Here is a 14,374-nt window from a genome sequence, read left to right as displayed (position 1 = left end):
TGCAACTATTTTGTTATGAGGTCAAAACGAATAACAATTCCCGCTAATATGCCAGCGCAAAATAATCCATGCTAATACATAGCCGGCAGCATACTTAAACGAGGTAGATCTGAAAATATGCGAAGAATGCTTGCTGGCTTGGGAATTGGATCCATTTCGTTATGAGAATTAAGACTTTTAAGACAAAGCCTAACTTAAAAGCAGGTTTCGTCCTTGAGGAGATTGTTGCTGCTGCCAGCGGACAAGACGCCAAGGCACTGAACTTTGAAAAACGAACAATACCAATCGGGTATCACGATGAAGAACGGATTTGATTTGACGGGCAAAACAGCAGTGGTGACAGGTGGAGGTAGCGGGATAGGCAGGGCGATTTCCATTGCTTTGGCAACACACGGAGCCAAGGTCTCCATCTTTGATTTGAATGAGGACAACGCTCAGGCCGTTGCACTCGAAATCACAGAAGCAGGCGGGGAAGCCACTGCTGTGAAGTGCGATGTGTCGGACGAGCAAAGTGTGAAGCATGCGATGGATCGTAAGCCGATTGACATACTGATCAACAACGCCGGCATCGCTCATGTCGGAAATGTGAGCAATACCAGTTCCGAGGACATGGATAGGGTGTACCACATCAATGTAAAAGGTGTCTATTACTGCCTCCGGGAGGGAGTGAACCTCATGAAGGTTAAGGGAGGCACGATCATCAACGTTTCATCCATTGCTGCGCACGTGGGCGTCTCCGATAGGTTTGCCTACTCCATGAGCAAAGGTGCCATTCACGCGATGACCCTGTCGATTGCCAGGGATTTTTTGGCAAACAAGATCCGCTGCAACAGCATCTCTCCGGCAAGGGTGCACACGCCATTCGTAGATGGCTTTTTGGCAAAAAACTACCCCGGCAACGAAAAGGAGATGTTTGAAGCCCTGTCGCATACGCAGCCGATAGGACGGATGGGAAAGCCGGAGGAAATAGGCGCTTTGGTGCTATATCTCTGTTCCGACGAGGCCTCCTTCATCACGGGCAGTGATTTTCCCATAGACGGGGGATTCATGACTTTAAACAACTGATCCCCGATGGAAATAACTTGGACCACATTCGATCGGGAACTTCGGCGTGGAAAGGGGACGGATGGAGCTGCCTGATTTATACCATGGAAACCTCGCCTGTACCGTCCTTGTAGAGATTGTCAGATTGAAATAATAAGACTTGTGCACAGGTGTGAACAGTAAAAAAGCTTCAATTGAGTTTGACGATATTCCTCAGTTACTAGCTTAGCAATCGATTGCGAAGCACCACTGAAGGTAGTCGATGTCCGGCGGGATTGGATGGAGGATAAGCCTCTCATCCCTTTTCTTAGATGTGGTTCTTCAAAATTCGGACAAGTAAGAATGGAATGGATGCGGATGGGTGTGAAGGGCTTGGCAATCGAATTTGAATTGAATAAAAACAACGTTAGATAGTAAAACAAGATAGTTTATGAATGGGTTTTTGTAATTGAATTGAATTTGAGTTGTAGAATAGTTCAGGCAAATCGTGCCGAAAAGCAATTGGTCAGAATTATAATCAACTGAAGTCAATGGGAAAGGCCCCGTATTTTGTACGGGGCTTTTTGCAAACCTCCCACTATTCACCCAAGCAATTCATTTTTCTGGCAAAAGCGGATTGTATAACCATTTTGTTTGCTACAAACATTTGAAAATAAGGATGTTGATTTTTAATGGGCGGAACAGGTTTCCACAGGGTTTACATTAGATCTGAGACCATGAATTTTCATCGCAAAGTATAGTTGAGGTAAAAACAAAAAAGTGAAATGACAAGGGTGTCCAACAGGTGTCGCAGGCAGATTTGAGTGCCGATCCCAAGATTAAAAGCAATAAAAAAACGACTTATATAAACCAATAAACCAAAATGAAAAACCTGATTAAACCGCTAGTCATCCTGATAGGACTGGCAATGACAATTCATAGCGGACTTTTTGCCCAGCAAAGACCCAACGTCATCTTCATCATCACAGATGACCAGGGGACGGGAGACCTTGGGTCTATGGGAAACCCCCTCATCAAAACCCCTAATCTGGACGCTTTTCATGATGATGCGGTAAGGTTTACCAACTATCACGTCTCTACCACCTGTGCGCCCTCGCGGGGAGCTATCATGACCGGCAGATATACCAACCGGCTCAACGTGTATCATACCATCACCGGTCGGTCTTTGCTCTATGAAGATGAAGTGATCCTGCCACAGATCTTTGCCCAAAACGGCTACACCAACGGCATGTTTGGCAAATGGCATTTGGGCGATAATTATCCTTTTAGACCGGAGGACAGAGGCTTTCATGAGGTAGTCCGTCACGGTGGCGGAGGGATCACCCAAGGTCCCGACTATTGGGACAACGACTACTTCGACGATACCTATTGGCACAATGGGGAGATGGAAAAATACGAAGGCTACTGCACGGACGTATTCTTCGACGAAGCCATGGACTTTATCGAAGAAAACAAAGAGAAGCCGTTTTTTGCCTACATAGCCACCAATGCTCCCCATGGGCCGCTCAATGTCCCGGAGGAATACATCAATATGTACAAAGAGTACAGCGAGGAACAGCTTCCCGGGCAATTCAAGCGTTTTTACGGGATGATTACCAACATTGACGACAACTTCAAGCGTCTTCAGGACAAGTTGGAGGAATTGGGTTTGACTGACAATACGATCTTGATCTTCACGACAGACAACGGAACTGCAGGTGGAAACAGAGTATTCGATGGTGGCTTGAGGGGTTCCAAAGGTCAGGTGTACGAAGGTGGTCACCGCGTGCCAATGTTCATTCGCTGGCCTGACGGAAAGCTGACCGGGGGCAAAGACATTGACAAGTTGGTCGCACACTACGACTTGCTGCCGACCTTTGTAGACCTTCTGGGACTGGATTTCAATCCGGTGAAACCTCTTGACGGAAAGAGCCTTACACCTTTGCTTGCAAACAGTGCAGCCCCATGGCCAAACAGAGTGCTCTATGTGGATACCCAGCGACTGCAAAACCTGGTCAAATACAAGGACTACTCCGTCATGGACGATCGCTGGAGATTGGTCAACGGAACGGAACTGTACGACATGACCACCGACAAGATCCAATCCAAAAATGTCATTGCCGAGCATCCGCTGGAGGCTGAGAAGTTGGCGCTGGGCTACGAAAAATGGTGGGAGTCTATCATGGCTGAAGGCGTCGATGAGCGCTATGCCTATATCAAAGTAGGATCGCCCCAAGAAAATCCAAGCCGGATTTCTGCGCACGATATGCTGACAGGCAAGCATGAGAGTTCCTGGCATCAGAATGGAGCCACCACGGCTTCGCAGGCGACAGGACGATGGAAGATCGAGTTTGTCGAGGACGGAGAGTATGCCATCTCCCTGCGCAGATTCCCAAGGGAAAGTGGTTTGGCGATCAATGCGACCTTTCCTGCCCAGGAAAAAAACATCGAAATCCAAAGTCCAAGGCCAGGCAGCGTAAAGGATGACTTCAAGCAAGCCTACCTCTATGTGGCAAACTTGGCGAAAACCGAAGACATACAGGAAGGTCAGGAAGAAGTGACTTTCAAAGGAAAAATTTCAGCGGGCAAGTACGATATGGAAGCGCAGTTGATTGATGCTGACGAGCGGGTTTACCCTGCCTACTACATCTATGTAGAAAAGCTGAAGTGATCCAAGCTAGATTCCGGATTGACTCATAATCCCTTGTAAGAACGTCTTTTAGACACTGGATTCTCTGGTGTCTAGAAGACGATCTTCGTTTGTTTTTCGGGTATGCTTTCCCCTGTTCAAAGTTAGATTCAAGAAAATATGATTTGCCATAGAATCTGTTACCCCGCTTTTCTCAGCCTTTTGCTGGCTGGATTTCTTCTTTTTTCTCTGGAAAAAGTAGAAGCTCAGGAAGCAAAAAGACCCAACATCGTCATGGTGCTAGCCGATGACATGCGCTGGGACTACCTCGGGGCGATGGGAGCGAATCAGCTCACTCAGACCCCCAATTTGGACAGGCTAGCTGCCGAAGGGGCGCTGTTTCGCAATGCCTTTGTGACATCCGCCATTTGTACTCCGAGCCGGACTTCCATCCTCACCGGCATGTATGAGCGGAGACATGGGGTCACCTTTGGTTCAAAATCTGTCATGACCGAAGAGGCCTTTGCCAATACCTACCCGATGCTCCTTCGCCAGAGTGGCTACTATACAGGCTGGGTCGGTAAAAACCATACTCCAATCGGGAAGAGCGAGAAGGGACTTGGCTACCAAAGTGGCGTGATGGACCAGTCGTTTGACTATTGGCGGGCAGGCCATGGCCATCTCAGTTTTTATCCCAAAAATCAACATGAGATTTTCAAGGATGCCAAGGCGGACAATCAGATAGATATCATCCAGGAGGCTGTGGACGAGTTTTTGAGTATCGATGAGGCCCTGGAGACCTCGCAAAGTTTCCTCCGGACCCGGCCTACAGACCAGCCATTTTGCCTGATGATCAACTTCAATGTGCCCCACAGCAACGGCACCAACAGCATGAAGCAGTTGCCCACGGATCCGGAGCTATACCGGACGGGCTATCGGGACCAGATCGATCAGCTGGAGCTGCCAGCCAACTACGTTCCCTATGATTCTATCCAAACTCCCAAGTTGCCGAGGAATGTCTACAATGGAGAGTACCTTAACAGCTATGCCTGGGTAAAAACAAAGGAATCGCTGAATGAAAACCAGATACGGACCCTCGAGACGGTCACAGGCATCGATCAAGTGGTCGGGAAGATCGTGAGAGAACTGGAAGCCCAAGGAATTCTTGACAATACGATCATTGTATTCACGTCGGATCACGGCCTATTTCATGGGGAAAATGGCCTTGCGGGCAAAACCCTCCTCTACGACATCGATCTGAAGATCCCGATGATCATCTATGCTCCGGGGCTCCAGCAACCGAAGATCCTGGACGAGATAAGCCTCAATATAGATATTGCGCCGACCCTTCTTGATTTTGCGGGGGTGGAGATCCCTGGAGAGATGCAGGGCAAAAGCTTGAAGCCGCTATTGGAAAACAAAAAGGTAGAATGGAGATCCGACTTTTTCAGCGAGAACCTGTTTATGGAGCAAAACTATCCACGAACCGAGGCTGTCGGAAGTAAGGATTGGAAGTATATCCGATACTATAGCAAAGAAGAAGACCAGCATCATATCCTTTCTATGATCTCGCCGATCTTGGGAGAGGAGCCGATCTACGAGGAGCTTTACGATCTAAAAAATGATCCGAATGAGCAACATAATCTGGCCGGTCAGGCGGACAAGCAGGAGCTTCTGCAAAAGTTCAGAGATCGATGCGCAGCCTTGTTGCTAGAAGCCAAAGGAGATAACGAACTGCCCAAAACCTACATAGAAGACTTTGATGACAAGGAGTTTAGGGATAGCGTGGAGGTGATTTACAGAAAACTGAAGGTGGAATGAAGCAGTAGAATCGAAGCATTCCAGGCAGGATTTTTCCCAAACTGAAAAACAAAAAAGAGAAACGCGGATTGGCAAAATTGCAGATCTACATAAAAAACAACTACCCAAATAACCAAACGATTTCATGAACCTAATAAAGTACGGTTTAACAGTACTGAGCCTTACCGCGGCATTGAGCCTTGCCGCTCAGGAAAAGGAATCCCAAGGCATGGACGAGATGTGGGGCAAGCAAAAGATGGTCACCCGCGCTGATAAGGGAGACATGGCCGCTTTGTTTGACGATGGCAACTATTCCATGTTTATCCATTGGGGTCTCTACTCCAACATTGCCAATAAGTGGAAGGACACCACCTACTACGGAATCAGTGAGTGGATCATGAGTCCCAGGCGAGCCGGTATCTCTGTGGAGGAGTACATGGCAGAGGCCAAAAACTTCAATCCCGTAAATTTTGATGCCAAAGCCATCGCCAAACTGGCCAAAGATGCAGGCATGAAATACATCGTCGTCACCAGCAAGCACCACGATGGCTTTGCGATGTACGACTCCAAAAGCAACAATTTTAATATTGTAAAAGCCACGCCTTTCGGCCGCGACCCCATGAAGGAGCTGGCGCAAGCCTGCAAGGAAGCGGGTCTGGGCTTTGGTTTTTACTATTCCCACAACCAGGACTGGACTTTCCCCGGCGGAAATGGCGGGCCTAAGGTCAATGAAAAGGGCGAAGCCGTAGGATTTGATTATTATTTCAGAGAAAAGTGCCTGCCCCAGGTAGAAGAGATCACCACGCAGTATGGAGATATAGCGATGGTTTGGTTTGATACGCCGGGCAATATGGAGAAGAAATACGTGGAGGAGCTGGTGCAAGTTGTGAGAAAAAACCAGCCCAACGCCATGATTTCAGGCCGAGCTGGCCACAACTTGGGAGATTACCTGTCCCTAGGTGATATGAACATTCCGGTGAAAAATGTCGCCGGTCTATGGGAGACGGTCGATGTGACCAACGATTCCTGGGGTTATGCCTGGTACGATGAAAACTGGAAAAGCCCGAAACGCATCCTGAAGTCCGTGATCTCCACGGTAGCCAGAGGCGGTACCTACATGCTCAACGTCGGTCCAAAGCCTGATGGGACTGTTCCCGACGAAGCGCAAAGTGCCCTCCGTGGAGCAGGAGAATGGATCGATTCCTATCCCCAATTGATTTATGCCGCCGATCCTTCACCTTGGGGTCGTGCGCTCCCCTGGGGAGATGCGACCACCAAGGATGGAAAACTCAACTTGGCTATCTACGAATGGCCTCTGGATGGGCAGATCGTGCTGCCGGGATTAAAGAACACCATCAAGTCTGCCAATCTTTTGGTAGATGGAAAGCAACAGTCTCTCAAGACTGCAAATCATGGAAACTGGACCACTATCGAGCTTCCGGCTAAGAGACCCGAAAAACTGATCTCCGTGGTTGAGGTGACGGTGGAAGGTCAGTTGTCGGTGGACAAATCCCTGAGCATCGACCCTTATTATTCCACGGTTTTGTCGACTGCCTTTGCCTCGGCGGATGGGGCGACCATCAAGGAGACGAGATGGATGGAGAAATTTGGGGAATGGAAGCATATAGCTCAGGCGCAAGACTTTACAGAGGGCGGAAAGGTTACCTGGGAAGTTGGCATCTTGGAACCCGGATATTATCAGGTCGATTTGAACTATGCCGGTAAAAGCAGGCTGGTGTGGCGGGTGAGCAACTCGGAAGGAGATCTGGTACAAAATGAACAGAACGCCTCCCATGTTTATAGCTACTATGAGATGGGGCTTCTGAAATTCGATACGGCCGGAAAACATACGATAGCTGTAGAAGTGAAAGAGGGCGACATCCCAAGTGCAAGTCTGAAAGAGATCAGATTCACCCCACTTTCCATCTTGGAATAGCAGTTTGAGCTCGAGATCCTGTTTGATTTTTTACCAGACATACACACCATGACCAATCCCAAAATACTTCAACAAACTTTTCTTCCCTCAAACAGTCTTGTCAAAAGCTTGTTTGCTGGACTGCTTCTGATTGCATCCTCTTGCCAACCCCAAAAGGCTGCCGAAAGCGAGCAGCAGGCCGATGAGCGGCCCAATATCATCTTCATTTTTGGGGATGACTGGGGTTATGGAGACTTGGGAGCTTATGGAGCTACAGAAGTAAAAACTCCTAACCTGGACAAGCTGGCGGCTCAGGGCACCAAATTCACACAGTTTCATGTGACTAGCGGGGTTTGTTCGCCAAGCCGTACTTCGGTCATTACGGGGCATTTTCCGGCGAGGCATCGAGTTCATGGACACTTTGCCGGGAATGAACCCAATGCAAGACGCAACATGCCCAACTGGCTGGATGAAAACCTGCCGGTGTATATGCCAAGACTGATGCAGGAAGCGGGCTACACAACCGCTCATTTTGGGAAGTGGCACCTCGGCGGTGGGGGATTGCCTCATGGCGACTTGTCCGCACCCGAACCCAAAGTCTATGGCTATGATGAGACCCGCGTCTGGAACGGCAACGGTCCAACCTGGAAAGGAGATCAGCTGTGGCCAACCACCCGCTACATGGATGACGACAGCACTTGGGTGCATAGTTCCAGCAGGATCGTGGTGGACGTGACGATTGATTTCCTTGAGAGAAACAAAGACCAAGGCTCGCCAATGTTCGTCAACCTTTGGCTGAAAGATCCTCATACCCCGCTTTGGCCCACGGATGAGCAAAAAGCGCCCTACAAGGGTATGGGTCCGGATAAGGAAGTCTACTTCGGAGTTTTGACGGATGCGGATCGTCACATTGGTCGCTTGATGCAGGCCTTGGAGGAGATGGGTTTGGATGACAACACCCTGGTTATCTTCAGTAGTGACAATGGGCCGGCCGTTGCCATGCCGGCTTTGAAAGTCGGCTCCACGGGAGGTCTGAGGGGTCGGAAAGTCGATGTTTTTGAGGGCGGAGTGAATGTGCCCTTTATCGTGAGATGGCCGGGCAAGGTGGAGGCAGGCAAGGTGGACAGCACCAGTGTCCTTTCTGCAGTGGACTTGCTTCCGACATTTGCTGCCTTGGCTCAAAAAGACTTGCCGGCAGACTATCGGCCAGATGGGGAGAATGTTGCTTCGATCTTTGACAACAAGTCCTTTGAAAGGTCAAAGCCACTTTTCTGGGAATGGAGATTCGCCGTCGCTGACCGACCAAATGGCTGGGTGTCGGCAGCAGTGCGAGATGGAGATTGGAAGCTCATGGCGGATGAAAAGCGGGAGCGCGTGGAGCTTTACAATCTTGCCGAAGACCGCGCCGAGTCCAAAGATGTTGCTGCTGCAAACCCTGAGAAAGTAACTGAGCTTTTAGCTATGTGGGATCAATGGAAATCGGAATTGCCCGAATAACAATCCGTTTTTTATTCAGACGGATTAGCCGTTCCGATTTGTAACCCTATGTTGCAGAAGAAAATAAACCAAGATCGGATAGACAATTTCAGAGCCAAACGAATTGGAAGCTTTTAAAATCAATGGAAACCCAACAAACAAATGATGATATGGTCAATAGAGTTTTAGATGTTTTTAAGTATCGGTTTGTCTTTTTTTTATCCTGCTTTCTCGCATTGTCATCCATTTCGATGACTTATGCTCAGGAGCGGATCCTGTACAAGGAAGTCGATACGACCAAGCTGTACATGGAGGTGTACTATCCCGAGCAGTCGGATGCTGCAGTCAAGAAGCCTGCGATGGTTTTCTTTTTCGGAGGTGGTTGGAATGGGGGAAGCATCAAGCAATTTGAGCCCCATGCAAAGCATTATGCCGCCCAGGGTATCGTTTGTTTTCTGGTGGATTATCGAGTTAAATCCAGACAAGGCACGACGCCCTTTGAGTCTCTGGAAGATGCGAAGTCGGCCATACGGTTTATCCGCAAAAATCGGGATCAATTCGGGATTGACACGGCAAAGATCATCGGAGCTGGCGGGTCTGCGGGCGGTCATCTGGCTGCGGCGGCAGCTTTTACCGAGAAATACAACAGCGACACGGACGACCTTTCCTATAGCAGCAAGCCCAATGCGCTGGTGCTGTTTAATCCCGTCATCGACAATGGGCCGGGGGGCTATGGCTACGAGCGAATTGGCGAGGAGTATAAGGACTTTTCCCCCCTTCACAACATCCATCAGGATGCTCCGCCCACCATCATCTTCCTCGGAACAGCGGACAACCTGATCCCTGTGGAGACGGCGCAATACTACCGGACGGTGATGGAGAAGGTAGGTAGCCGATGTGAGCTGAAGTTGTACGAAGGGCAAGGTCATGGTTTTTTCAATTTTGACAAGACCGAAAACTACCAGCGGACCATCCGAGAAGGAGATGCCTTTTTACAATCCCTCGGCTTGATGAATTAGCAGATCGGGGCGCTTGAGGTGTAGCGTTTTTGAGAAAAAAATGAAGCCTATCGAAGGAAATGGGTGGGGAGATAAAAGGTACTATGTATATCCGCGATTTTGCCAGCGATCGAATCTGCTCCCTCATACGGTCGGAAGACCGATGCTTTGGCAAAGGCAGAGTTGACCGTTTACTGGCATAAAAAGCGGATAACCATAAAAGGTAAATTCCCTGCAGAAGGGGCGTAAAGAATTAGCAAATGACAAAAATAACAATGAGGTTTTTACTGTGTTTCATCCTGCTGGGGCTGATTGGCCATGGCGCCAATGCGCAGGATTCTTTTTCAGCAAGTTCACCTGACGGAAACTTAAAAGTTCAACTTTCGGAAGAAAATGAGGTCGTAAGATATCAGGTCTTTTGGCAGGGAGAGGCTGTGGTCAACGCCTCGGAGATCTCCATCTTGCCCGGTGTGGCCGCCAAGATCCAAGGCTCAAACACCAGCTCCAAGAAAGAAGTCTGGCAGCCTGTCTGGGGTCAGTTCAGTGAGATCACGGCAGAGTACAACGAACTTACGCTCGATATTGCTTTGGGTACTGCGTCAGCCAAATTGATCACCAGGGTCTTCGATCAGGGACTTGGCTTCCAGTATGAATTGACGGGATTTGAGCAACGCGCTGAGGCAACTTTGTATTGCGAATACCAGCTGCAAGCCTCCGATGCATTGTATTTCCCCACTGGAGAAAATCCTCCAGCCGGCCCGCTTGTGATCAGCGATATCCCCAATGAGACAACGCAGCCCAAGCTGCTCATGCCTTTGGTGGTGGAGACAAAGAAGCCTTACTTATCCATCCTGGAATCGGATTTGTTTTCGGCTCCGGGCTTTGAATTGATTGATTTGGAATATGATCTTGACAAAGGCGCTGTAGTCGCTTCCAACAAGACCCGACTGAGTGGCGAGAAAATCATCACTCCTTGGCGAGTGATCTTGGTCAACGAGCAGATCGGTGATCTGGTCACCAACACGGTTCCGCTCAATCTTGCTGCCCCCAATCAAATTGAGGATCCTTCCTGGATCAAACCAGGCAAGACACTCTGGGATTGGCGGGTGCATGGGTATACCACCTCCGATGGTTTTACCTACGGGATCGACACCGAAAGCTATCTCCGATATATTGATTTCGCTGCGCAAAAAGACATCGAGTACTTCTTGATCGATGCTTCCTGGTACAAATCGGCGAGCGAAGGGCATTTTGAGTTGTCCGACAAACTCGACCTCCAGAAAGTGATAGACTACGCTGCCGAGAAGGATGTGGACCTCTTGCTCTACTACGACCGAAAGCAAGGTGTTTACGGAGACGAAGCGCTTTTCCCGTATTTTGAATCCTTGGGTATGAAGGGGATTAAGTACGGTTTTATGGGTGAAGATGTTCCCTTTACACGGGATGCCATCACCCGAAGTGCAGCGAGTCATCTGCTCATTGATTTTCACGACCGGCCCCTGCCGTTTACGGGCGTAGAAAGAACCTTTGCCAATGCCATTACCAAGGAATATTGCCATGCGCAGCAGGATTCCCGCAAGGCCTTTACTCCGGAGACTTTTATCAAGATGGCCTTGATCAATGCCATCCAAGGCCCTCTGGATATGAACAATGGGAATTTTGATCTCACTGGAATCAACCGTGGGGATCGGGAGAAGGGGCCAAGGATCACGGATTCTTATGTTTCCACCGTGGTTTCGGAGGCGGCGAGAACCCTCATCATCCATAGTGGATTAGTTTGTATTCCCGATGCCCCGGAGGAATATCTGGAAAAAGCTGACTTGTTTGAGTTTATCCAAAAGCAGCCTGTCGGCAAATGGGATGAGAGCCGGGTACTTCAGGCAAAGATGGGCGAGTACATTTCCACCGCGAGAAGACAAGGTGACAGCTGGTTTGTTGGCTCGGTTCACGATCAGCAAGGCGGCACCCTGGAGATCAAGTTGGACTTCCTCAAGCCGGGAAAGGACTACCAGATTACCTACTATGAAGACACCGATGAGACGCATGGCAAGACCAATCCTGAGACCTATCAGGTCAGGACTGGCCGGGTGAAAAAAGATGAGGTCATCAAGGCCAAGATGGCTCCGGGTGGAGGACATTGTATGTGGATCAGGGCGATATGATCGCCTCAGGTCTGGAGAGCATGATCTTCGTAGGCCAAAAACAACAATACTATGAGCAGTAGAAGTTTTTTATTCGTTTTGGTGCTTGCCTTTGCTGGCAGTTGCAAGCCGCAGGGATCGGCAGATCTGGACACCGCCAGCTCGGTGCCGCAAGACTACATCAGCTACTCCGACGAGGTTTCCTTTCTCGAAGAATTCATCCCGCTGACGGAGCTTAGCGATCCGGAAGGGAAAGGGAAGGTCGCCGTTTCTGCAGCCTTGCAGGGCCGGGTGATGACGAGCAGTTCCTCGGGTGACGAAGGTCGCAGCTATGGCTGGGTCAACCGGGAATTATTCGCTTCGGGTGATACGCTGGAGCACATGAATGCCTATGGGGGTGAGGAGCGCTTTTGGCTGGGACCCGAGGGTGGACAGTTTTCGGTCTTTTTCAAAAAGGGAGACGAGTTCACTTTGGACAATTGGTATACCCCGCATTTGATCGATCTGGAGACTTTTGAAATCAAAGAGCAAACTGCTTCGAGCATAGTTTTCACCAAAGAAGCGACGCTTACCAATTACTCGGGATTTCAATTCGACTTGGGAATTGAGAGGAAAGTAGAGGTGCTTTCCCCCAAGGAAATCTTTGGGCAATTCGGGATTGACCCTTCGACTGAAATCAAGGCTGTGGCTTATCAGACCACCAATACGCTCAAGAATATCGGATCGGAAGACTGGCGGAAAGAGACTGGACTTTTGTCGATCTGGCTTTTGGGCATGTTCAATCCCTCTCCAGCCACCACCATCATCATACCTTTTTATCCTGGGGCGGACCAAGACTTGGGAATGCCTGTGAATGACAGCTACTTCGGAAAAGTGCCTGCAGAAAGACTGGTCGTCAAAGACAGCGTGCTGTACTTCTCCGGTGACGGTACCTTCAGAAGCAAGATCGGCCTGTCACCTGCCCGCGCCAAAAACATATTGGGCTCCTATGATGCTACCAACCACATTCTGACGATTGTGACCTACAACCAACCCAAAGGCGTCAGCGATTATGTCAATTCCATGTGGGAGATACAGGACTCGCCCTACAGCGGAGACGTGATCAATTCCTACAATGACGGTCCTCCGGCGCCAGGGGAGAAGCCCATGGGGCCTTTCTACGAGTTGGAAACTTCCTCTCCGGCGCTTGCACTCAGATCCGGACAAACCGGAACCCATGTCCAGCTCACCTGTCATTTTGAAGGAGATGAAGAAGTCCTCGATAGGTTGGCAAGACAGCTTTTGGGCGTGTCGCTCGAAGAAGTAAGCAAAGCTTTTAACTCAAACTTGGTTTCAAATGACTAGAAATTGCTTTTTGATTTTACTGGCATTTTTCACCCTCCTGGGCTGCCAACCCAAGTCCGGGCAAGTAACGGAGGCTGATACCACTTCAGCTGATATCCAGTTTTCCTATCAGGATATCACGGGAATAGGTAGGGACTCTATCTACAACAGGCGGGATAATAGTGATGTGATCAAAGTTGGGGATACCTATTATGTCTGGTACACCCGGATGGATAGTCCTGTGACGGCCGGGTACTGGGGAACCATCTGGTATGCTACCTCCGAGGACGAGGGACATACCTGGACGGAAAAGGGGATGGCATTGGGTCTGGGTGACGAAGAGTCATTTGATGGACATTCCGTCTTTACGCCGAATATCCTGGCCTACGAAGGCAAGTATTACCTCTACTATACGGGCGTGAAAGTCACGCCAGGGAATCCTGATCGGGAGTTTGAGAACAATTCTACGAATGACTTTACCGCCATCGGATTGGCGGTTTCTGATAGTCCGGATGGGCCTTTTGAGCGGGTGGGTTCCGAGCCTGTCTTGGAAGTTTCCTCCGACTCCTCGGCTTTTGACAGCTTCAGGATCGATGATGCCAGCCTATTGGTGCGGGACGGCAAGATCTGGCTTTACTACAAAGGCAGATGTATCCTCGATGGAAAAGCCGGTCCGGGTCTCACCAAGATGAGTGTAGCCTTCGCTGATTCTCCGGAAGGGCCATTCGAAAAGCATGATGGGCCTTTGTTGGATAAAAGTCACGAAGTCCTGATCTGGATGAAAGACGGCGGAGTAGCCTCCTTGGCCTCGATCAGTGCCACAGTCAACATGGCTCCAGACGGTATTCAGTTTTCTGTTTTGCAGGATAGCGTCAAAAATCTCCCCCAAGCGCCCGGCCTTTACCGTCCACATTTAGAGGATGGAAACCCAGCCAGCGAGCCGCCAGGCTGGGGAATAGCTATGAAATCTAAAAAGGGTGAAGCTTACTTGGTCAGGTTTGAAATGAAGTGAGAAAAACAGTTATATCCGCAATTTGGATAGAAACACTCAGTTACCGTAATAGAAGCG

General features: G+C 49.4%; 9 protein-coding genes. All 9 read left to right on the top strand.

Going from position 1 to position 14,374, the window contains the following annotated elements; translation table 11 throughout:
• Positions 1 to 297 precede the first annotated feature (297 nt).
• The 9 genes from ABD031_RS19390 to ABD031_RS19350 all read left to right on the top strand — a co-directional run bounded on the left by ABD031_RS19390 (position 298) and on the right by ABD031_RS19350 (position 14,317).
• On the top strand, positions 298 to 1,065 hold the full coding sequence (locus ABD031_RS19390) for an SDR family NAD(P)-dependent oxidoreductase (protein WP_343854376.1): 768 nt from the start codon (positions 298 to 300) through the stop codon (positions 1,063 to 1,065).
• 841 nt (positions 1,066 to 1,906) lie between these two features.
• Positions 1,907 to 3,694, top strand: a complete 1,788-nt coding sequence (locus ABD031_RS19385) for an arylsulfatase (protein ID WP_343854375.1) — start codon at positions 1,907 to 1,909, stop codon at positions 3,692 to 3,694.
• Between the two features lie 138 nt (positions 3,695 to 3,832).
• Positions 3,833 to 5,473 (top strand): sulfatase family protein, encoded by a 1,641-nt coding sequence (locus ABD031_RS19380; RefSeq protein ID WP_343854373.1) that lies wholly within the window; start codon positions 3,833 to 3,835, stop codon positions 5,471 to 5,473.
• Positions 5,474 to 5,597: 124 nt separating this feature from the next.
• The gene (locus tag ABD031_RS19375; RefSeq protein WP_343854372.1) at positions 5,598 to 7,388 is read left to right on the top strand and encodes an alpha-L-fucosidase; all 1,791 of its coding nucleotides are present in this window, start codon (positions 5,598 to 5,600) and stop codon (positions 7,386 to 7,388) included.
• A gap of 48 nt (positions 7,389 to 7,436) precedes the next feature.
• On the top strand, positions 7,437 to 8,864 hold the full coding sequence (locus ABD031_RS19370; protein WP_343854371.1) for a sulfatase family protein: 1,428 nt from the start codon (positions 7,437 to 7,439) through the stop codon (positions 8,862 to 8,864).
• Positions 8,865 to 8,986: 122 nt separating this feature from the next.
• Positions 8,987 to 9,862 carry an alpha/beta hydrolase gene (locus ABD031_RS19365; protein WP_343854369.1) on the top strand — a complete coding sequence of 292 codons (876 nt, stop codon included), beginning with the start codon at positions 8,987 to 8,989 and terminating at the stop codon, positions 9,860 to 9,862.
• 239 nt (positions 9,863 to 10,101) lie between these two features.
• A complete protein-coding gene (locus ABD031_RS19360; protein WP_343854368.1) occupies positions 10,102 to 12,003 on the top strand; it encodes a glycoside hydrolase family 97 protein in 1,902 nt (633 codons plus the stop codon).
• Between the two features lie 51 nt (positions 12,004 to 12,054).
• Entirely contained in the window at positions 12,055 to 13,326 is a 1,272-nt protein-coding gene (locus tag ABD031_RS19355) for a DUF6786 family protein (protein ID WP_343854367.1), read from the top strand.
• Positions 13,319 to 14,317, top strand: coding sequence for a family 43 glycosylhydrolase (locus ABD031_RS19350; protein WP_343854365.1), 999 nt, complete (start codon positions 13,319 to 13,321; stop codon positions 14,315 to 14,317). Before ABD031_RS19355 ends, ABD031_RS19350 begins: the two co-directional genes overlap by 8 nt.
• Positions 14,318 to 14,374: the final 57 nt, after the last annotated feature.

Origin of the sequence: Algoriphagus jejuensis (genome assembly GCF_039523455.1) — a bacterium.
GTDB classification, from domain to species: domain Bacteria; phylum Bacteroidota; class Bacteroidia; order Cytophagales; family Cyclobacteriaceae; genus Algoriphagus; species Algoriphagus jejuensis.
Note: the sequence above shows the minus strand (reverse complement) of the source record. Positions and strands in the feature narration are given on the sequence as shown.

Coding starts and splice junctions, on each gene's coding strand:
- ABD031_RS19390 (WP_343854376.1), top strand. CDS start 298: ATGAAGAACGGATTTGATTTGACGGGCAAAACAGCAGTGGTGACAGGT.
- ABD031_RS19385 (WP_343854375.1), top strand. CDS start 1,907: ATGAAAAACCTGATTAAACCGCTAGTCATCCTGATAGGACTGGCAATG.
- ABD031_RS19380 (WP_343854373.1), top strand. CDS start 3,833: ATGATTTGCCATAGAATCTGTTACCCCGCTTTTCTCAGCCTTTTGCTG.
- ABD031_RS19375 (WP_343854372.1), top strand. CDS start 5,598: ATGAACCTAATAAAGTACGGTTTAACAGTACTGAGCCTTACCGCGGCA.
- ABD031_RS19370 (WP_343854371.1), top strand. CDS start 7,437: ATGACCAATCCCAAAATACTTCAACAAACTTTTCTTCCCTCAAACAGT.
- ABD031_RS19365 (WP_343854369.1), top strand. CDS start 8,987: ATGGAAACCCAACAAACAAATGATGATATGGTCAATAGAGTTTTAGAT.
- ABD031_RS19360 (WP_343854368.1), top strand. CDS start 10,102: ATGACAAAAATAACAATGAGGTTTTTACTGTGTTTCATCCTGCTGGGG.
- ABD031_RS19355 (WP_343854367.1), top strand. CDS start 12,055: ATGAGCAGTAGAAGTTTTTTATTCGTTTTGGTGCTTGCCTTTGCTGGC.
- ABD031_RS19350 (WP_343854365.1), top strand. CDS start 13,319: ATGACTAGAAATTGCTTTTTGATTTTACTGGCATTTTTCACCCTCCTG.